This window comes from Brevibacillus sp. NL20B1 (assembly GCF_018195675.1).
Lineage (GTDB): Bacteria > Bacillota > Bacilli > Brevibacillales > Brevibacillaceae > Brevibacillus > Brevibacillus aydinogluensis.
This window is the reverse complement of the sequence record NZ_JAGTPT010000033.1, coordinates 1-19,218: the sequence shown is the minus strand read 5'-3', so window position 1 is coordinate 19,218 and position 19,218 is coordinate 1. Positions and strand designations below refer to the sequence as shown.

Here is a 19,218-nt window from a genome sequence, read left to right as displayed (position 1 = left end):
CTATGGCTTATGTTCGGAAAATAGCGTATGGGAAAAAGGGAGAGGACGCTCTCCCTTTTTTCACAACAGTTCTATTTTACTTTTTACAAGCCACGTTCTGCAACAAATTGACACAAGTCTACAACGCGGTTGGAGTAGCCCCATTCGTTGTCGTACCAGGAGACGACTTTGACCATGCTGCCTTCCAGTACCATTGTGGACAGTGCGTCGATTGTAGAGGAAGCCGGGTTGCCATTGTAGTCGGAGGAGACCAGCGGTTCTTCCGAGTAGCCGAGAATGCCTTTCAGCGGACCTTCCGCCGCTTCCTTCAGCACGCGGTTGACATCTTCCACCGTTACGTCGGTTTTCAGTTCGGCCACCAGGTCAACGACGGACACGTTCGGCGTCGGTACGCGCATCGCAAAGCCGTTTAGCTTGCCTTTCAGCTCCGGCAGCACGAGCGCCACTGCTTTGGCAGCACCGGTCGAGGTCGGGATGATGTTGGTCGCAGCGGCACGCGCACGGCGCATGTCTTTGTGCGGGAGGTCGAGGATTTGCTGGTCGTTGGTGTAGGAGTGAACGGTCGTCATCAGCCCGCGCACGATGCCAAACTTCTCATGCAGCACCTTGGCGAACGGCGCCAGGCAGTTGGTCGTGCAGGATGCGTTGGAGATGACCGTGTGCTTTTGCGGATCGTATTTGTCCTCGTTGACGCCCATTACGATCGTGATGTCCTCGTTGGTCGCCGGCGCGGAGATGATTACCTTTTTCGCTCCGCCTTCCAGGTGCTTCGCCGCGTCTTCCCGTTTGGTGAAACGGCCGGTGGACTCCACCACGATCTCTACACCGTACTCCGCCCATTTGAGCTGAGCCGGATCGCGCTCCGCCAACACCTTGATTTCCTTGCCTCCGACGATCAGCGTGTTTTCGCGCGCTTCCACATCCACATCCAGCACGCCGTGTACGGAGTCGTACTTCAGCAGGTGGGCCAGCGTCTGCGCGTCGGTCAGGTCATTGACGGCGACGATTTCCACGTTCGGATTGTTCAGCGCAGCGCGAAACACGTTGCGGCCGATGCGGCCAAATCCGTTGATACCTACTTTTACCATGACAATACCTCCTGCTCTCTCATCATCGTTATCTGCTTAGTTTTTCAAAAACGCCCGCCGTCTGAATGGAACGGGCAGTGACTATCGTTACAATCGGCAGCAACAGGGGGAAGAACAAATACGGCAGCGTCTCGACAGTGGGAACGCCCAAGGTGACGGCCATCAACATCGCCAGGCCGCACCAGGGAATGATCACCGGAATCAACATGGTCGAATCCAGCATCGTCCGGCCGAGCAGCACCTTTCCCCCCTCCAGCCGGGAGAACCGCTCCAGCAGCGTCGAACCAAGCACCAACAGCGGAATCGTCTGGTTGCAGCTGATGGCGACCACCAGCACTGACAACAGTACTGCTTTGCCCGCAAAGGCTGCCGGCCGCACCGTCTCGCCCATCAGCCGGTCGACCAACGGGGCCAGCAGATTGGCCTTGTTCAGGATGCCGTTCAAAAAGCCGGCCAAGCTAATCAGCACCAGCACGTTCAGGATGGAGGCCATCCCGCCTCCGCGCACCAGTTGGTCCAGCGGCGTGCCGGAATGCAGCTCGTATCCGCTCAGGACAGAGCGAAAGATGGTTCCGGTTTCCAGCGAGGTCGTCGTCAGCACGAGCACCGCGGCTGCAGCGATCCCGTACAGCAGGGCCGGGATTGCCCTGACCCGCAAGGCAAACGAGCCGATCAGCACAATCAGCGGGACCAGCGGCAGCCAGCCGATGAAAAAGAATCGGTGCAGCAGTTCCTGGTAAAAGCCGATCATGTCCGTTACGCCCGTCTGACTGCGCAGCAAGTCCACCAGCAGGAACAACAGGGTGCACGCCCCCACCGTGAACAGAGCGGGGCGGTTGCTGCGGCGTTCCTCCTCTTCGGTCATGCCGGTGATGCTCAATACCAGCAGCCGGCTGCTGGAGAGAGGGGAAAACCGTTCCCCCACCATCGCGCCGCTGATCAGCGCGCCTGCCACGCTTCCGCCCGGTACTCCTGCCGTGTGGGCGATCCCCATCAACGACAGGCCGATCGTGCTCAGCGTCCCCACCGAACTTCCCAGCAGGTAGCTTGTCGCCGAGGTCAGGAGAAAGGAAAGAACCAACATGTACCGGACATCGACGACCGACAGCCCGTAATAGATGATGGAAGGAATCGTGCCGCCCATCATCAGGAGAGGGATGAGCAGCCCGACCAGAAACAGGATGAGCAGCACCGGTTTGGTCTGCTTTACGCCGTCCCAGCCGAACGCCAACAGTGTTCTCCAGGAATAACCAAGGCGATGTACACTAACAAGTGTGACCAAGATGGAAAAAACCATCCCCAGATACAGCGGAAAGCCGAAATGAAGACTCAGCGCGATCCCCGCGATCAACGACAAAACGGGGAGGACCGTCAGCACGTTCATCAATTCCTCGTCCCTCCAATGCAGTCATTCGGACAAAATGGCACGCGCCGCCCCTTCGTCCGTGATGAGTACATTTTGGCACGACTGCTTGGAAAAGGAAAGAATCGCTTTCGCCTTGCTCTTGCCGCCCGCGATGGAAAGTACCGCCTCCGCCTTTTTGACGTCCTCGAGCTGAAGGCCGATCGTCGGCATGCGGTGAACCGTCTCGCCCGCCTCGTTAAAGTAGTAGCCAAACGCTTCCGACACGGCTCCGGCCTGCTCCAGCTCGCGCAGCTCCGCTTCGGAGTAACTGCGCCGTCTGGCCATCGTCAGGGCGTCGCCGATGCCGTGCAGGACGATCCGGGTGTGCTTCAGCAGGGCCAGAACCTCTTTGATCTGCGGTTCCCGCAAGAGGCTTTGCAGCGCTTCCGGATGCAGCCGATCCGGCACGTGCAGCAGGCGGTATGTTCCACCGGTCTTGGCAGCCATCGCCGATGCCAGCGTATTGGCCTGCAGTTCCACCCGCTCACCCAGTCCGCCGCGGGCCGGGACAAACTGGACGCCTTTAAACGCAGGTGACGGTGTCAGATGCTGGGCCACACTGGCGATCGACGTCCCGCCGGTGACAGCGACGATGTCTCCTTCCCGCACGTACTGCTTCAGCACGCGCGCTCCGACGCGTCCCAGCTCCTGTTTGACCCAGGGGGAATGGTCGGCGTCTCCCTGGACGACGATCACTTTGGCGATGCCCAGCACTCGCTGCAGCCGTTCTGCCAGCTCGGTCAGGCCGAAAAGTTCGCCAACCAGCGGTTCCAGTTCATCCAGCACACGCTGACCCTCTTCGCTCAAGCTCATCCCGGCTGCCGTCACGTGAAGCAACCCGGTTTCCTTCAGCAGGTCCACCTCGGCCCGCAGGATGCGCTCCGTGCTGTGAAGCTCCTGGGCCAGAGCCCGCCGGCCAATTGGCTGCAGGTGATGCACCGAGCGAAGCAGCATGTACCGCTGCCGCATTACATCAACCAGGTCGGGCAGCAGTTTTTGTTGCATCTCGATGAAACGCCGCATCTGCCTTCTTCCTCGTCTGCTTGGTTTTGTTCCGGGACGTAATTTGTCCCGCTGTAACATTTTTTGTCCCGGTTGGAGCAAAAAAATAATCTCACTTCTCTTTGAATGTAACACACCTGTAAAAAACATGCAAGGTCCCTCAGCCCATCAGAGCCAAGGGACGTGTTGCCGGTTACTGCAGGCGGCGAACCAGCTCCGCTCGCAGTTCTTCCCAGGTGACTACGCTGGTGACGGAGCGAAATGCCTCCTGTCCGTCAATCTCCACGACGGGGATGACCAGCATGTACTTTTCGTGCAGCGCATCATCCTCCTCGATGTCGACCACGGTCAGGCGCAGCGGAAACTCCATCTCCAGAAGGCGGATTGACTGCTCCACCTGCTCGCACAGATGACAGTTTTTCCGCCCGTACAGCACGATCTCAAACGGTTTGCCTGCTTGCATCTCTCAAAACCTCTTTCGCTTCGCTGACGAGGGGATCATCATCTCTTCCCGATATTTGGCCACTGTCCGGCGGGAAATCTCGATGCCTTCCTGCAGCAGCATCTCAGACAGCTTCTGGTCCGACAGCGGCTGTTTCCGGTCCTCCTGTTCTATCAGCGCCTTGATCCGGCGCTTGACACTCTCCGACGAGGCTGCCTGGCCGCTGGACGTCGACAGTGCCGACGTAAAAAAGTACTTCAGTTCGAAAATTCCGCGCGGCGTCTGCACGTATTTGTTGCTGGTCGCGCGGCTGATGGTCGACTCGTGCAGATTGACCCGCTCGGCAATCTCTTTTTGCGTCATCGGCTTCAGGTAGTGTATACCGCGCTCGAAAAAGTCCCGCTGCATCTCGACGATCGCCTGGGTGACGCGCATCAGGGTCAACCGCCGCTGCTCCAGGCTTTTCGCCAGCCACATGGCGGCATTCAGCTTTTCGTGAATAAACTGCCGGGCGTCATCCTGGCTCTTCTGCTGGCGCAGCATTTTCTCGTAAAAGCTGTTGATTTTGATCCGCGGCGTCGCCACGTCGTTGACCAGCACCACGTAGTCGTCGCCCACCTTTTCCACAGCCACGTCAGGGATGACGTAGCGCGTCTCGGCGCGGGAAAAGGCGGAACCCGGACGAGGGTTGAGCGTGCGCAGCAGATCAGCCATTGCCTGCACATCCCGCACCGTACAGCCGATCTTCTCGGCAATCCGCTGATAGCGGCAGTCGGCCAGATCGTGCAGATACAGACTTACCACCTGCACGATGTTGTCGTCGTCCAAGCCCAAGTGGCGGAGCTGCAGCAGCAAACATTCTTCCAGACTGCGGGCCGCCACCCCGGCTGGGTCAAAGTGCTGCAGGACGGCCAGCACGTCTTCAATCTCGTGCAACGCCACCCCCAGGCGCTCCGCCGCTTCCTCCAGCGGGACTTCCAGATAGCCCTTTTCGTCCAGATTGCCGATCAAAAACAAGGCAATCTTCCGCTGCAGCGGCGTAAAACCCTTGACGTAGCCAAGCTGCCGTTCCAAATGTTCGTACAGCGTCACCGTGTCGTGATGCACGAAGTCGAGCGGATTGTAAGTGCTTTCATTTTTCCCCACGGAATATTCACCCGTGGCCCGATTTCCCACGAGCTCCTTCCAGTCGATTTCCGGAGCCGGACGCTCCTTTTTTACAGGTGCCGCGTCCACCGCCTCTTCCTGCAACTCGATTACGGGATTTTCGTTTGCCTGTTCCTGCAGATAGGAGAGCAGATCGACAGCCGAATACTGTAAAATGGTGATCGCCTGTCTCAACTCCGGCGTCATCACCAGCTTCAGCGTCTGCTCCTGATAAAGACCCAGTCCCATGTTCATCGAGTTCGCCCCCCTTCTCTATTATGCAGCAGATTTCGGCACTTCTGTCTTTTCTCATTATATTCGCTCAATCATGCAATTTTCCTGCCAATATTTGATTTTCAATATGTCTGCTCGCCCAATCAACCGACATTGACCGCTGCGCGTACTGTTGGCAAACACGAAGACTCAGCAGCAGCGGTGTGACTGCCTCTGCCCCAAAAAGTTTTTTGTGATTTTCCAGTTTTTGCATTTGCATATCCCTAAAATATGTTCTATAATAAAGATCGTCACGCGCCCGTAGCTCAGTGGATAGAGCGGCGGTCTCCGGAACCGCGTCTTGCGTAGGTTCGACTCCTACCGGGCGCACCATACGTGGCAATCAGCTATAAACGCGATTCTCTGCCAGGCAGAGGGTCGCGTTTTTTACGTGTACATGCCCCCCTGCCCGCGTCGCGTTTTGCAGCGGACGCTACCAACTTCTTTGCTGGTCGTCAAGAAAGCGAACGGGTCCTATCACCCATGCACCACTCACTTTGTCTACACGCTGAAGCGCCCTGGAGAGCATTCTCCAGAGCGCTTTTTTTACTGCGGGTCCTGTTTGTTCAGCTTGCGGTCCCGTTCCGGCTGATGCGATCGACCGGACTCATCCGCGCGTTACTGCGCTTCACCCACGTATACTTTCTGGCCGTTTTCGTATTTGTACACGTAGACGGACGCATACTCGTTGTCGCCTTTGTCGTCAAATCCGACTTTGACGAACTGGCTTTGGAAGTCCTTGATCTTGTGCACGTGCTCCAGCACTTGCTCGCGGGTCGGTTTTTGACCGTTGTTGGCTTTGATCGCTTCTTCCAGACCGTGCAGCAGGACGTTCATCGAGTCGTAACCAAAGGACGTGAAGATCCCGACTTTGTTGCCAGTAGCCTGTTCAAATTCGGAAATCCATTTCTTGCCTTCCTCGGTCGCCCCGATGTCGCCAACGACGGACGTGAACACGACGTTGTTGGCATTGTCGGCGCCTGCGATTTTCACCAGATCAGCGGAGTCGTAGCCGTCGCCGCCCATCACGATGCCTTTGAAGCCTTTTTCACGAAGCTGCTTGATGAGCACGCCGGCGTCGGAGTAGTAGCCGCCGAAGTAGATCATCTCCGGTTTGGCGGCGATGATTTGGTTGATCACGGCGCTGTAGTCCTTTTCGCCGGCGGTAATGCCTTCATAGCCGACCACCTGGACGCCGTCCTTTTCAAATTGCTTTTTCACCTCGTCTGCCAGTCCCTGACCGTACGCCTGCTTGTCGTGCACGATGTAGGCCGACTTGACGCCCAACTGGTTCTTGGCGTAGATAGCCGCCTTGGAGCCCTGCATGTCGTCGCGCGCGCAGATGCGGTGCACCACTTGTTTGCCTTCTTCCGTCAGGTTGGCCCCGGTCGAGGACGGCGAAACCATGACCAGTTTTTCCTGTTCGTACTGGGCGGATGCCGTAATCGACGCACCGGTGGTCACGTGGCCGACGACGCCGATGACATCCGGATTGGAGATGAGCATCTGCGCAACCGCCACGCCCTGTTTCGGGTCGGCCTGGTCGTCCTGGGCGAGCAGTTGAACGTCAAAGCCCAGTTTTTTGAAATCTTCCTGTCTTTGTTTCAGGGCGTATTCGGCCCCCGCCTTGGCGGTGCTGCCGTAATCGGAGTACTGACCGGACAGCGGGCCGACCGAAGCGATCACCAGTTTTTGAAGCGAACCCGAGTTGGAGCCGGAATTGCTGCCGCTGTCGCTAGACTGCTGCTGTCCGCAGCCGGCCAGAGCGGTGCCCAGCGCCAAAACCGTTGCAAGAAACGCAAATGATTTCTGTTTTTTCATCGCGAGAAATCCCCCTTTACTTTACCAGCAAACCAATTGATGAAATAAAACCACTTGCTCATATTTTAAAATAAATACGAAAATTTGCAACAGATAAAATAGATGCAAGATATAGGCAATACCTATAGGAGCGATTCCAAGATGATGAAAAAGGAAAACCGCCTCCCGTCGGGAAGCGGCTGCATGCGCGTTTGGCTATTTCTCTATTCCTTGTATTTGCGGGAGTACGCTTTGCTCGTGACATAGAGCGTCAAGGCGATAAACCCGATAAACATGACGACACTGGCCACAATGACCGTCGTTTCCATCTTGCACTTCCCCTCTCCCACTGCTTTCTGCCTTATTATACGGGAAAAAGACAGGCTGTTACAACGGATGAATCCGCCAAACGGCTTGCTTGTCCGTCTAGATGGACATGATTCTCCTTGCCACACAAAATACCAATAATTACAAATTAACCTTCCTGCGTCTGCATGCCACACTATGAAGAAACGGCACATATCCTGCGAACAAACGTTTTTGTGCACAACCTGTTGACAACTCTGTGGATAAGTTCAAGAAGGAGCGGTTCTCGTGGCGAACGAGCGATTGTACCTCATCTACCAGGAAGCGAACGACGAAGAATGCCTGCTGACCATTCAGCCGTATACGGACGAACAGGCATTGGCCGAGGCCATCAACAAGCTGCAGGCCCGACAGGTGGAAGAATACACGATCATCAAGGGACGGAAAATGAACGCGACGCTGCGCCTGGCTGTTGAGCTAACCGAAGCGGAAGAAACGGAGGAAGCCTGAGTCCGCTTCGGAAGCTCCCCTCTTTTCCAGTGCCCGCCTCTCCTGCTATGTTTGAAGGAGGGAGCCCGTCGATTGAAATTTTGACGGAGGCGATCCCGTATTGATCACTGGGAGGAGGGATGCGTGATGGATCAGGAACTGGCGCGACTCAACAGCGAAGCCGCCCGGTTGGCCGTGCAGTTTGTGAACGGACAGCCGCGGGCGTTCCACCGGTTGGTCCTGTTGTTTGCGCCGCGCGTGATGCGCATCGTTCGCAAGCTGGTCAGCGGCTATCACGACGGTGAGGACCTGTACAACGAAATTTGGCTGAAAGTCGCGCAAAATTTGCACAAATACGATCCTGCACTGCCCTTTCACTCCTGGCTGTACCGTATCGCCTCCAACTCGTGCATCGACTTCCTGCGCAAAAAACGGGAGATCGTGCTGGAGGACGAACAGTTGTTGCTGCACGTACATAAACACCCCGCTGAGACTGTCAAAAGCCCGGAACGGTTCCTCGTGGAAAAGGAGACGCATACCGAGCTGACAGCGCTTATGGACAACCTGAACGAAACCGACCGGCTGATTCTGACCCTCCGTTTTGTCGAAGGCATGAGCTATGAAGAAATCGGCAGCATTGTAGGGATGAACAAAAACACCGTGGGCACCCGGCTGTTCCGGGCCCGCAAGCAGTTAAAAGAATTGCTGGAGAAACATCGGGAGGAAAGGAGAATGGCCGATGCCGCATATTGACGAACTGACTTTGATGATGTACAGCGATGACGAGTTGTCCGCCGAGGAAGCGGCCCGCGTTCAAGAGCATCTGGACCACTGCTTTCACTGCCGGCAGTCGTGGGAGCGGTTGACCGGCGAGCAGCATCTGCTGGCAGAGACGATTTTCGCCGCGGATACGTCGCTGCCGCCGCTGGAGTTGGACTCGCTCACGGCGGCGCAGATTGAAGGCATTGCCATCCTGCACAGGCGGCATCGCCGCCGCCTGCTGTGGCGGGCGATACTTGGCGCGGGCACTCTTCTGGCGGTTGCGGCCGGGTATCTCATTTTTTGGCAGAGTGTGTGGTTTCACTGGGTTGCCTCTGCGTGGAATTCCTGGACATCCCGCTTCTTTTGGGGATCAGCCCTGTGGCTGAAGGACAACGCCGGTGACCTGTTCAACGTCCCCGGTCCATACGTGGTGGCACTGCCGCTGCCGCTGCTGCTGCTGATCGGTCTGCTTTTGCTGGTGAACATACGCTTCCTTCCCTTTCCTCCATCCCGGCTGCAGAATCGGGAGGTCGACTGATGGGACGGATCAAACTCATCCTCTGCCTGCTGCTGTCCGTTTTCCTGCTTGTGCCGGCACATGCAGTCCATGCGTTCGGCACAGTGTCAAACCATAGCTACGTGCTGCCGGCTGACGCGGTGCACGACGGCGATCTGGCGGTCAACGCCAATACGGTCTCCATCGAAGGAACAGTGAACGGCGACCTGTACGTGCTTGCAGAAAACGTACAGATACGCGGACGCGTCACCGGTGATGTCCTCGCGTTTGCGGTCGACACTCGCATCGACGGCACTGTCGCGGGAGATGTGCGCGCCTTCACGCAGCAGCTGTCGATCTCCGGCAATGTGGAACGAAACGTCACCGTCGGTTCCAGCCACATCGTGCTGGAGCAGAACGGCCGTATAGGCGGCAGCCTGCTGATGTTTACCCCGCATGCGGACCTGAACGGCAAAGTGGCCCGTGAAGCAAACGGCAAGGTGGACACCCTGCGCATCACGGGCGAAATCGGAGAAGGCATCTCACTACTCCACTCCAGCTCCCTGCAGATTGACGCACCTGCCGTGATCGGCGGCGATCTGGTCTACTCCAGTCCGCATCGGGCTGCGATCGGTTCCGGCGCTGTCCTCAAAGGGAAGGAACTGTATTCCCCCGCGGTGGTGGCTGCAGACCAAGACACCTTTTCCTACTTTCCCATCCTGTTGGGCCTCTCGTCGCTGCTCAGCACGCTGCTGCTCTGGCTGGCTGTGCGCTTTCTCTTCCCGGCCGGGCTGAGCTGCATCTACAGCCAATTGGACCGGCACCCGGGACAGGCGTTCGCTTGTGGCGCCGGCTTGGTGCTCGGCCTGCCGCTCCTGTCGATCGCGCTGCTGGTGACCGTCGTCGGGATTCCGGTGACGGTGGCGCTGCTGCTGGCATTCGTGCTGCTTACCTGGTCGGCAAAGGTGTTTGTCGGCTCCTGGATCGGCATCCGGCTGGCCGAGCGTTTTCGCTGGCGGCTTCCCCCCCTGCTCGCCGAGCTGCTGGGCGTGGTGGCGCTGCAGTGCCTGCTGATTATCCCGTTTGCCGGCTGGCTGTTCGCGCTGCCGGTGTGGATGGCCTTCCTCGGATCGCTGGCCTGCGCGGTCCGTCAGGCGAATAAAACATTTCTGACGCCATAAGGTTTAGGAGAGGCAGGATTGGGAGAGAACTGAGAGAAAGGCTTGCAGTTACCTGTTTGACCTTTACTGACCTTTCGTGTATGATTAATCTTACCAAGAGAGGAGGAAGGCTTAATGCATATGAACTTGATTCCCACCGTCATCGAACAGACGAATCGCGGTGAACGTGCATATGATATTTATTCGCGCCTGCTAAAGGATCGCATTATCTTTCTCGGAACGCCGATCAACGACACCGTTGCCAACATCGTCGTAGCGCAACTGCTGTTCCTGCAGGCCGAGGACCCGGACAAAGACATCCACTTGTACATCAACAGCCCGGGCGGTTCGATTACCGCCGGTATGGCGATTTATGATACGATGCAATTCATCAAACCGGATGTGTCCACCATTTGTGTCGGCATGGCCGCGTCGATGGGGGCGTTTTTGCTGGCGGCGGGCGCCAAGGGCAAACGCTTTGCCCTGCCGAACAGCGAAGTGATGATTCACCAGCCGCTCGGCGGCGCGCAAGGCCAGGCGAGCGACATCGAAATCGCTGCCAAACGCATCCTGAGAATGCGCGAACACCTGAACAAAATCCTCGCCGAGCGCACCGGTCAGCCGCTGGAGCGGATTCAAAAGGATACCGACCGCGACAACTTCCTCACCGCTCAGGAAGCGCTGGAGTACGGCCTGATCGACAAGGTAATCACGCCGGAATCCTCTTCCAAATAAGCAATCGGCTTGACAGGGTTCTTCCCCTCGAAGCACGACACCCGGCCAGCAAGGCCGGGTGTTTTTACTTCTCCTCCAATTGTCCGACCTCGACCGCCATGCTGTTGGCCGGATTGCCTTCAATGTGGACGCGGGCCGTCGCGGTTCGTTCATCCACGCCGTCGATCCAGACCGGCTGCCCTTTGTACTGGACCTCGATTTTTTCCGAGGAGCGCAGGATTTCCTGTGCGCGCTTCACATCCATGTATCATTCCCTCCCTTGGTGCTGTCAGCGGTTGTCGCGGGCCGAACTGGCGCCCGTCATGGTATCGGTGGTCGACTCCTCGATCAATCCGTTCTGGTCGCTGACCTGTCCGCCGCCGAGCCCCTCGTTTACCATACGGTCAATGTCCATGTCGTACTGGTCGCGTCCTTCGTATAGGGTGTCACGGTTGTTCTCCACACGTCTCCCTCCTTTGGCGCGGTTGGGCACCGGGTGATGAAAGACTCCATCGCATGCGGCAGCGAGTGGAAGCCTTGCCTGTTTCATCTGTTAGCATTCCCCCGAGCGACGGGAAAACATGCAGCCTGCCCCAAACAGACGCGTACCTTGAGGATATTACGGTTGCGCCAAATCACCCCGTCGCGTCAGCATGGGCCATCGCTTCGATACGTTTTTTTACGTAATCAACGATTTCCTCTGCCGGCACCCCATCCGTCATGATCTTTTCTTCAAAACATGTGTCCTGAAAAGCCTCCACACACGCTGGGATTTGCCGGTAACACCAGTTCCCCTCCGCTTCTCCCCGCCTTCTGAGCCGTTCATAGAGGGTTTCCCGGCTGGCGATCAGGCAAAAATGGCAGGTATGTTTGTCCAGCTCTTTGAAGCCGTTGAAAATGTATGTGAAGTATTCCTTATGTATAATCGTCATGGGAACAATCAAATGCTTCCCGTAGGTCATCTTCAGCAGCCCGGCCACCTTTACCGTCAGCACCCTCCACAATTGCAAATCCTGAAAATTATCTGTCTTTTCCTCGCGCAGCCTCATTTCCTCCGGAACGATGCGGCGCAGCATAAAGCCCACCTCTTCCGGGTCAAACAGCATGCTGTTCGGTATGGAGGCAGCCAGCCTGCTGGCAACCGTCGTCTTCCCGGCGCCATACGCACCATTTATCATTACAATCATGGTCACTCACCCTTTTTACACGGGATGTGAAACAGCCGAGTACAACGCCATCGCCGCCGCACGGTAAAAGAAAAAGAGGCACCCGCAAAGAATGAAGTTGCTTTGCATTATGCCTCTGGTTCTTGCAAGGAGCAGCATTGCGATTGCAAACGGGGCTGCGCTGCAAGGTGTCAATAACGTTGCGGCCTATTCCTCTTTGCTGACCAGATTGGCCAGGCTGCTGACCGCTTGAGCCGCATCAGGGCCTTCCGCCGAAATCGTGATTTCCGTTCCCGAACTGATGGCGAGGCTCATGATGCCCATGATGCTTTTTGCGTTTACTTTTTTGTTTCCTTTCTCCACAAAAATTTCCGATACAAAGCGGTTGGCCTCCTGCACGAAAAATGCCGCAGGACGGGCCTGCAACCCAGTTTTCAATTTGACCACAACCTGCTGTTGAACCATGTATGGACCTCCTCACACAGTGTACTCGTTACCGATAAGTATACCATGCTGCTAGATGGATACATTTTGTTTTTCTCGCAATTTCTCAGCAATTTCGTTGATTTTTCTCAACCGGTGATTGATGCCTGATTTGCTGACCGGACCGCTGGGCAGCATTTCCCCCAGCTCCTTCAGATTGATGTCCGGGTGCATCAAGCGCAGTTCCGCCACTTCCCGCAGCCGCTTCGGCAGGTTCTCCAAGCCGATCTCCTGCTGAATCAGCTTGATGTTCTCCATCTGGCGGGCAGCGGCATTTACCGTCTTGTTGATGTTGGCAATCTCACAATTGTGCAAGCGGTTCACCGAGTTGCGCATGTCTTTGACGATCCGCACGTCCTCGAAGTACAGGAGAGCCTGATGCGCGCCGATGAGGCTGAGAAATTCAGTAATCTTCTCGCCTTCCTTGATGTAGAGCACATACCCTTTTTTCCGCTCGATACACTTGGCGTTTAGTCGATAGCGGTTGGCCATCTTGGTCAGCGCTTCGCAAAAATTCTGGTAGGACGTGAAAATTTCCAAATGATAGCTGGACGCCTCCGGATGATTCACCGAACCACCAGCCAAAAACGCCCCGCGCAGATAGGCCGCCCGGCAGCACGAGCTTTTGACGATCTCCGGTGAAATGCCCTGAACAAAGGACTTGTCTTGGTCCATAATGCCAAGTTCTTGCAAAATCTCGTGCGCCTTGTGCGGAATCCGCACGATGTAGACGTTGTTTTTCTTCAGCCGCATTTTTTTGCGCACCAAGAGTTCGGCGTGTATATGAAACAGGCGCTTGGTCAGGGTGTAGATCCGTCTGGCAATCGCCGCATTCTCTGTTGTCACATCCAGCACCAGCCGTCCTGCCCCGAATTGCAGACTGCCGTTCATCCGGATCAAGGCAGCCAGCTCCGCCCGGCTGCAGCACTCGGGGGTGTCCAGCATGGTCAGTTCCTTTTTCGTTTGTGCGGCGAATGATGACATTGACCCTCACTCCTTCTCTAGCTTCTGCATCCTGCGCTTGCGCCTGATCAGGGATACCACCTGTTTGCTTACGGCGTGCGCGTCGTGACGCAGATAACCGTCCTCAAACGTTACCAGCGGCTTCGCCACGACGTGCAGCCCCAGTTGACGCAATCGCCCCAGATCGCAGATGACCGGAGTTGCCCCCTTTTCCGCATACTTTTCCAAGACATGCGCGGGAATGTCAGCCGAGTTGACGATTACGGTGTCCAAAAATGGACTGCCCACGTGACGGTACATCACTTCCACGTGCGCGGACGCGGTGTACCCATCCGTTTCACCCGGCTGCGTCATGACGTTGCAAATGTACAGTTTTGGTGATGGCGAACGCTTCACGGCATCAAACAGTCCGCGCACCAACAAGTTAGGCAAAATGCTGGTGTACAGACTGCCGGGACCGATCAAGATCGCATCCGCTTCTTCAATGGCCAACAAGGCCTCGCTTAACGGCACTGCGTCTTCGGGATCGAGGAAGACGCGCTTGATCCGCTTGCCTGTAAGCGGTATCTGGGACTCGCCGACGACGATCGAGCCGTCCTCCATTTCGGCCAGCAGCCGAATCGACTGGGTGGACGCCGGCAGCACGTCGCCGCGCACAGCCAGGACACCGCTCAGCTTTTTCACTGCTGTCACAAAATCTCCCGTAATCTCGTTCATCGCTGCAAGTAGTAGATTCCCCAAATTATGGCCGGCTAATCCCGTGCCGGTTGAAAAACGGTACTGCATCACTTTCTCCATCAACGGCTCGGTGTCGGCGAGGGCCGTCAGCACGTTGCGAATGTCACCGGGCGGGGGCATATCCATCTCCTCCCGCAGTATGCCTGAGCTTCCTCCGTCATCGGCGACGGTAACAATCGCCGTGATGTGAACCGGTTCATGCTTCAACCCCCGCAGCAGGACAGACAATCCCGTTCCCCCGCCGATCACGACAACCCGCAGCTGTTCCCCGGGCTGCGTTCCCTTTCTCCTTGTCGGCATATGTCACCTCATTATATGCTGATCCACACAGGCGTTCCTCGCAGATGTCCTTTCGCCATCCTATGCTCATTTGTTTTTGTCAATGTCTCGATGGCTGATGCGAACCGTAAAATCTTTGCTGAAGACGTTCCCGATGTGCTCGGTGATCGCCACCGAACGATGCTTGCCACCTGTGCAGCCAATACCGATCACCAGCTGGCTTTTTCCCTCCCGCTGGTAATGGGGTAATGTAAAGGACAGAAAATCGACCAGTTTGTCGATAAATTCCTTCGTCTCCTTATGATTCATGACGTATTCGGCCACTTCCGGGTCACATCCCGTCTTCGGCCGCAGTTCCTCCACGTAGTGCGGATTCGGCAAAAACCGCACGTCAAACATCAGGTCGGCGTCAATCGGCGTACCGTATTTGAAACCAAACGACAGCACGTTGATCGTCAGCGGCGATCCCTGCTGTGCGTATTGACTGATAATCTTTTCACGCAGCTGTGCCGGTTTCATCTGGCTGGTATCGATAATCTGATGCGCCCGCCCTTTCATTTCCTGCAGCAGGCGGCGCTCGGCGTGAATGCCTTCCAATGGCGAACCGTTCGGCGAAAGCGGATGGCGTCGGCGTGTCTCTTTGTAGCGGGACACCAGCGTCTGGTCACTGGCATCGAGATACAGGATATGAAACGAAATACCCTCCATCTGATTCAGGCTGTCAATCGCTTCGGACAGGCTTTCGAAAAACTCTCGTCCCCGCAGGTCAATCACCAGGGCAACCCGTTCGATGCCGCCGCCCGATTGTTTAATCAGTTCCGCAAACTTGGGAATCAGCACCGGAGGCAGGTTGTCGACACAAAAGTACCCCAAATCTTCCAAGCTTTGTACGGCTACGGTCTTGCCAGCACCCGACATTCCCGTAATAATGAGCAAATTGATGGCTCTGTCTTTTCCCACTTCCGTCACTCCACTCGCCTCCTACGATTCTGACATAAGCATACCATAACCACTGTCGTATTCGTACCCTCCCAACCACCTAACCGTGGAACCGGCCGGACTGCATCGCACCTGAAGCGGGTTGTCCCATCCGATTCGGTAAAAAAAAGACGCGGCTGAATGCAGCCACGCAAGTATGGTTCGTATAGATAAGGGGGTCAATTCATCGTCTTCTAGTGTACCGCCCAAATATTTCATTTATGTTACAAGGAGGTTAAGACATTGTGACATTTTCTTCCGCCAGCCGCTCATTCAGTTCTTCCACGTAGTGCTGAGCCGATTGAGCAGCGATGGAACCGTCGCCGGTAGCAGTCACGACCTGGCGCAGCATTTTTTCCCGCACGTCCCCTGCGGCAAAAATTCCTTTTACCTTGGTGTGCATACGCTCATCGGTCAAAATGTACCCCGCTTCGTTGGTGATGCCCAACCCGCGCACGCACTCCGACAGCGGATTCATGCCGACGTAGATGAACACGCCATCGGTCGGGAATTCGCGCTGCTCGCCCGTTTTGACGTTTTCCAGCAGCACTGCCTGTACTTTGCTGTCGCCGCGGATTTCCTTGACGACCGTATCCCAGATTACGTCGATTTTTTCATTGTCAAACGCCCGTTTTTGCAGAATCTTTTGGGCGCGGAATTGATCCCGACGGTGCACGATGGTCACTTTGGAGGCAAACCGGGTCAAAAAGACTGCCTCTTCCACGGCCGAATCGCCGCCGCCGACAACGACCAGCTCCTTGCCGCGGAAAAACGCCCCGTCACATACAGCGCAGTAGGAAACGCCGCGTCCGGACAGTTCTTTTTCCCCGGGGACGCCAAGCAGGCGGTGTTCAGCACCGGTCGCGACGATGACCGATTTCGCCAGGTACTCCTTGTCGCCGGCAATCACCCGCTTGTACGGATGTCCGTCTTGGATTTCCTTGATTTCGCCATACGCGTACTCGGCACCAAATTGCTGGGCGTGCTCAAACATTTTGGTGGACAGGTCGGGTCCGAGAATCGACCCAAAGCCCGGATAGTTTTCGATTTCCTCCGTATTGGCCATTTGCCCGCCCGGAACGCCGCGTTCCAGCATCAGCGTGCTCATGTTGGCACGGGAGGTGTATACGGCAGCCGTCATGCCGGCGGGGCCGGCTCCGGCAATGATGACATCGTAAATTTTTTGGTCGCTCATGTCCACTGCCTCCTCAATCTGCACGATTGTGCCTGCTCTCATTCACTTATTTAAACTTATTATAAAATGAGAATCTATTTCAGATCAAGTGCTGCCAACGCTTTGACACACTTGGCTACGGTTGAAGGAGATATCCCGTATTTTTCGGCGAAATACGCCTGGGATTGCTTCTGATTGTTCATCGTTCCGTATAGATATTCCAGCGCGGCCACCCACGCCACCGTTTTCCGCACCTGTACCGGGTTGGCGACGCTTTCCTTGTAGCGGTGCCAGACCTTGAGGCACCATTCGCCCATGTCAGTCCGGTCGTTTTCCATCAGGCAGCGGCAGATGCAGTCTTCCACGCTCTCCATTTCCGTCTGGGGCGGGACACTGCTCACGCGACCCGCCGCACCGTTTGTCGTGCGGCTCGCCTCACCGTCTGTGACGGCATCACGCTGCGCTGCGTTTGGCTTGCCCTTGACGCGTTCCGCCGATATGCCGGGAGGGCAGTCTGGCAACGCCGCTCCCATGTCAGCCAGTGCCAGCAAGGCCAGCTTCTGCAGCTGCGGATCGTCTGTCTGGTGGTAAAAATGGCGAACAGCCGCTTCCGCTTCGTCATCGCCGATCATGGCAAGCGTTTGCAGGACGGCAAACTTTACTTCATCCCGCCCATGCTGCAGCGCCCAGAGCAACGAAGCGCGGATCATCGGGTCCTGTTTGAGGCCTTCCACGCCTTCAAGCGCCGCTTTTTCCCAGGATACTTCACGCTGCGGCGGATGGTACTGATACGGAATCAATAGGGTATTCTCCCCTTCTTCCTGCGCTTTTACTAATTGCAAGTAGTGATCCGCTACACCCGAATCCGGGTCCAGCTGCTTGGCCTTCTGCCACCAACGCAGTGCCTGATTTCTGCGTCCGGTCATATAGGCAGAGATGGCCGCATAGTGGTATGTGCAGGCTTCGTGCATACGCCCCGTCCGCAACATCCGGTAGTACAGTCGGTACGCTTCCTCATGCTGCCCGAGCACGCCCATCGTCGTCGCCAGCTTGTACATGTGCTCCGGGTGATACGGGACCACTTTTTTCAGCATCTCGATCAGCCCGACTAGTTCCTGCACGCGATTGTGGTGGGAAAGCAGGACGGCCAGGTTGCACAGCGCATGCAGGTTTCCGTTTTCCCGCTCCAGCGTCTGTTCGATCGTCGCCATCGCCTGGGCAAAATCGCCCACGTAGTAGTAGGCCAGCGACAGGTTGTTCCAGGCCGGCATGAACGACGGGTCCGTCTCCACAATTTCTTTCAACGTCTCCAGTGCCTCTAAAAAGCGCCCTTCTTCCAGGCTTTGACGAGCTCGTTCGTGTTTGCTGTATACGTCCTCGCGGTCACCGGGAAGGAAGTGGCGCGGCGGCATGTCCAGTTCAAAGTAAATATAATCGAGCAGTTCTTCCGCTTCGAGCCGATATGGGCCGTTTTCATCCGCTTGCAGGTAACGGATCGCCATTTCTTCCGCCATCTGGTAGTCTTCCAGATTGGCGTAATTGTTGGCCATGTAAAAGTATACTTCCACCATGGACGAATCGTACTTTTCGATAATTTCATACAAGACGTCGTTTGATGCTTCAAATTGCCCCGTTTCTGCCAAAACACTGGCCAGGTGGCAGTGGTATTCGGCATTGGTAGGCTCCAGCTCGATTGCCCGGCGAAAGCAGCGAAGGGCCTTCTTGTAATCGTAGCGATGCAGGGAACGAAGACCTCGCTCCACAAAGAATTCCGGATCTTGCATGAAGTCAACAACGGTGGCTTTGATGATACCCTTGTTATGTTTCATAGAACCTCCAACATCCCGGGAGCAGTACTCCATGTATCGTACCAGAAGCTCTCCCGCGCCACAAGTTGATTCGGCCGGCAAAGTGCTTGGCAACCAGCCAATAAAGCAGGAAACACCACTGGCTTTACAGCGAGTGGTGTCGTCTATCCGTTGTATCAATTGTGTAAAACGAAAATGGAGCGGACGACGGGTCTCGAACCCGCGACCTTCGCCTTGGCAAGGCGACGCTCTACCAATTGAGCTACGTCCGCACTGGTGAGCCATGAAGGACTCGAACCTTCGACCCTCTGATTAAAAGTCAGATGCTCTACCAACTGAGCTAATGGCTCACAATATGGTGGCTCGGGACGGAATCGAACCGCCGACACGAGGATTTTCAGTCCTCTGCTCTACCAACTGAGCTACCGAGCCGCTTTGATTGTAGATGGCGGAGCTGACGGGACTCGAACCCGCGACCTCCGGTGTGACAGACCGGCGTGAACTCCAGCTTCACCACAGCTCCGTGAAAAAAACCTTCATTCCTTG

At 56.2% G+C, this 19,218-nt stretch carries 21 protein-coding genes and 5 tRNA genes; 6 read left to right on the top strand and 20 right to left on the bottom strand.

Going from position 1 to position 19,218, the window contains the following annotated elements:
• Positions 1 to 83: 83 nt before the first annotated feature.
• From gap to KDN35_RS18190, 6 genes are all read right to left on the bottom strand, one after another.
• Positions 84 to 1,088: a type I glyceraldehyde-3-phosphate dehydrogenase gene (gene gap / locus KDN35_RS18215; RefSeq protein ID WP_171566324.1), complete on the bottom strand. Its 1,005-nt coding sequence runs from the start codon at positions 1,086 to 1,088 to the stop codon at positions 84 to 86.
• A 28-nt stretch (positions 1,089 to 1,116) separates the two neighbouring features.
• Positions 1,117 to 2,472, bottom strand: a complete 1,356-nt coding sequence (locus KDN35_RS18210) for a Na+/H+ antiporter NhaC family protein (protein WP_212133497.1) — start codon at positions 2,470 to 2,472, stop codon at positions 1,117 to 1,119.
• Positions 2,473 to 2,496: 24 nt separating this feature from the next.
• A complete protein-coding gene (locus KDN35_RS18205; protein ID WP_171566326.1) occupies positions 2,497 to 3,516 on the bottom strand; it encodes a sugar-binding transcriptional regulator in 1,020 nt (339 codons plus the stop codon).
• Between the two features lie 172 nt (positions 3,517 to 3,688).
• On the bottom strand, positions 3,689 to 3,958 hold the full coding sequence (locus KDN35_RS18200; RefSeq protein ID WP_212133496.1) for a glutaredoxin family protein: 270 nt from the start codon (positions 3,956 to 3,958) through the stop codon (positions 3,689 to 3,691).
• 3 nt (positions 3,959 to 3,961) lie between these two features.
• Positions 3,962 to 5,338, bottom strand: a complete 1,377-nt coding sequence (rpoN, locus tag KDN35_RS18195) for an RNA polymerase factor sigma-54 (RefSeq protein WP_171566328.1) — start codon at positions 5,336 to 5,338, stop codon at positions 3,962 to 3,964.
• Between the two features lie 67 nt (positions 5,339 to 5,405).
• The gene (locus KDN35_RS18190; protein ID WP_171566329.1) at positions 5,406 to 5,570 is read right to left on the bottom strand and encodes a hypothetical protein; all 165 of its coding nucleotides are present in this window, start codon (positions 5,568 to 5,570) and stop codon (positions 5,406 to 5,408) included.
• Between the two features lie 41 nt (positions 5,571 to 5,611).
• Between KDN35_RS18190 and KDN35_RS18185 the strand changes: the two genes are divergently transcribed.
• Positions 5,612 to 5,689 (top strand) — tRNA-Arg (locus KDN35_RS18185).
• A gap of 285 nt (positions 5,690 to 5,974) precedes the next feature.
• On the opposite strand, the gene KDN35_RS18180 is transcribed toward KDN35_RS18185, so the two are convergent.
• Positions 5,975 to 7,177 (bottom strand): branched-chain amino acid ABC transporter substrate-binding protein, encoded by a 1,203-nt coding sequence (locus KDN35_RS18180; protein WP_212133495.1) that lies wholly within the window; start codon positions 7,175 to 7,177, stop codon positions 5,975 to 5,977.
• Between the two features lie 573 nt (positions 7,178 to 7,750).
• Between KDN35_RS18180 and KDN35_RS18175 the strand changes: the two genes are divergently transcribed.
• From KDN35_RS18175 to clpP, 5 genes are all read left to right on the top strand, one after another.
• Positions 7,751 to 7,972 (top strand): hypothetical protein, encoded by a 222-nt coding sequence (locus KDN35_RS18175; protein WP_212133494.1) that lies wholly within the window; start codon positions 7,751 to 7,753, stop codon positions 7,970 to 7,972.
• 126 nt (positions 7,973 to 8,098) lie between these two features.
• Positions 8,099 to 8,704, top strand: a complete 606-nt coding sequence (locus KDN35_RS18170; RefSeq protein WP_171566332.1) for an RNA polymerase sigma factor — start codon at positions 8,099 to 8,101, stop codon at positions 8,702 to 8,704.
• Positions 8,691 to 9,251: a zf-HC2 domain-containing protein gene (locus KDN35_RS18165; RefSeq protein ID WP_212133488.1), complete on the top strand. Its 561-nt coding sequence runs from the start codon at positions 8,691 to 8,693 to the stop codon at positions 9,249 to 9,251. The genes KDN35_RS18170 and KDN35_RS18165 overlap by 14 nt, the downstream gene beginning before the upstream one ends.
• Positions 9,251 to 10,390: a bactofilin family protein gene (locus KDN35_RS18160; protein WP_171566334.1), complete on the top strand. Its 1,140-nt coding sequence runs from the start codon at positions 9,251 to 9,253 to the stop codon at positions 10,388 to 10,390. The genes KDN35_RS18165 and KDN35_RS18160 overlap by 1 nt, the downstream gene beginning before the upstream one ends.
• A gap of 120 nt (positions 10,391 to 10,510) precedes the next feature.
• On the top strand, positions 10,511 to 11,104 hold the full coding sequence (gene clpP / locus KDN35_RS18155; protein WP_171566348.1) for an ATP-dependent Clp endopeptidase proteolytic subunit ClpP: 594 nt from the start codon (positions 10,511 to 10,513) through the stop codon (positions 11,102 to 11,104).
• A 64-nt stretch (positions 11,105 to 11,168) separates the two neighbouring features.
• On the opposite strand, the gene KDN35_RS18150 is transcribed toward clpP, so the two are convergent.
• The 13 genes from KDN35_RS18150 to KDN35_RS18090 all read right to left on the bottom strand — a co-directional run bounded on the left by KDN35_RS18150 (position 11,169) and on the right by KDN35_RS18090 (position 19,195).
• Positions 11,169 to 11,348 (bottom strand): H-type small acid-soluble spore protein, encoded by a 180-nt coding sequence (locus KDN35_RS18150; RefSeq protein WP_171566335.1) that lies wholly within the window; start codon positions 11,346 to 11,348, stop codon positions 11,169 to 11,171.
• A gap of 24 nt (positions 11,349 to 11,372) precedes the next feature.
• Positions 11,373 to 11,546, bottom strand: a complete 174-nt coding sequence (locus KDN35_RS18145; RefSeq protein WP_171566233.1) for a hypothetical protein — start codon at positions 11,544 to 11,546, stop codon at positions 11,373 to 11,375.
• Between the two features lie 172 nt (positions 11,547 to 11,718).
• A complete protein-coding gene (locus KDN35_RS18140; protein ID WP_171566336.1) occupies positions 11,719 to 12,270 on the bottom strand; it encodes an AAA family ATPase in 552 nt (183 codons plus the stop codon).
• 186 nt (positions 12,271 to 12,456) lie between these two features.
• On the bottom strand, positions 12,457 to 12,714 hold the full coding sequence (locus KDN35_RS18135; RefSeq protein WP_171566337.1) for an HPr family phosphocarrier protein: 258 nt from the start codon (positions 12,712 to 12,714) through the stop codon (positions 12,457 to 12,459).
• Between the two features lie 51 nt (positions 12,715 to 12,765).
• Complete coding sequence (gene whiA / locus KDN35_RS18130) at positions 12,766 to 13,716, bottom strand: DNA-binding protein WhiA (RefSeq protein WP_171566338.1); 951 nt, start codon at positions 13,714 to 13,716, stop codon at positions 12,766 to 12,768.
• Positions 13,717 to 13,722: 6 nt separating this feature from the next.
• Positions 13,723 to 14,733 (bottom strand): gluconeogenesis factor YvcK family protein, encoded by a 1,011-nt coding sequence (locus KDN35_RS18125; RefSeq protein ID WP_212133486.1) that lies wholly within the window; start codon positions 14,731 to 14,733, stop codon positions 13,723 to 13,725.
• Between the two features lie 66 nt (positions 14,734 to 14,799).
• The gene (gene rapZ, locus KDN35_RS18120; protein ID WP_171566340.1) at positions 14,800 to 15,681 is read right to left on the bottom strand and encodes an RNase adapter RapZ; all 882 of its coding nucleotides are present in this window, start codon (positions 15,679 to 15,681) and stop codon (positions 14,800 to 14,802) included.
• A 244-nt stretch (positions 15,682 to 15,925) separates the two neighbouring features.
• Positions 15,926 to 16,885, bottom strand: a complete 960-nt coding sequence (trxB, locus tag KDN35_RS18115) for a thioredoxin-disulfide reductase (RefSeq protein ID WP_171566341.1) — start codon at positions 16,883 to 16,885, stop codon at positions 15,926 to 15,928.
• Between the two features lie 74 nt (positions 16,886 to 16,959).
• Positions 16,960 to 18,693: a tetratricopeptide repeat protein gene (locus KDN35_RS18110; RefSeq protein WP_171566342.1), complete on the bottom strand. Its 1,734-nt coding sequence runs from the start codon at positions 18,691 to 18,693 to the stop codon at positions 16,960 to 16,962.
• A gap of 175 nt (positions 18,694 to 18,868) precedes the next feature.
• Positions 18,869 to 18,944, bottom strand: a tRNA-Gly gene (locus KDN35_RS18105).
• A gap of 2 nt (positions 18,945 to 18,946) precedes the next feature.
• Positions 18,947 to 19,022 (bottom strand) — tRNA-Lys (locus KDN35_RS18100).
• 6 nt (positions 19,023 to 19,028) lie between these two features.
• A tRNA-Phe gene (locus KDN35_RS18095) sits at positions 19,029 to 19,104 on the bottom strand.
• A gap of 14 nt (positions 19,105 to 19,118) precedes the next feature.
• Positions 19,119 to 19,195: transfer RNA gene (locus KDN35_RS18090), tRNA-Asp, on the bottom strand.
• Positions 19,196 to 19,218: the final 23 nt, after the last annotated feature.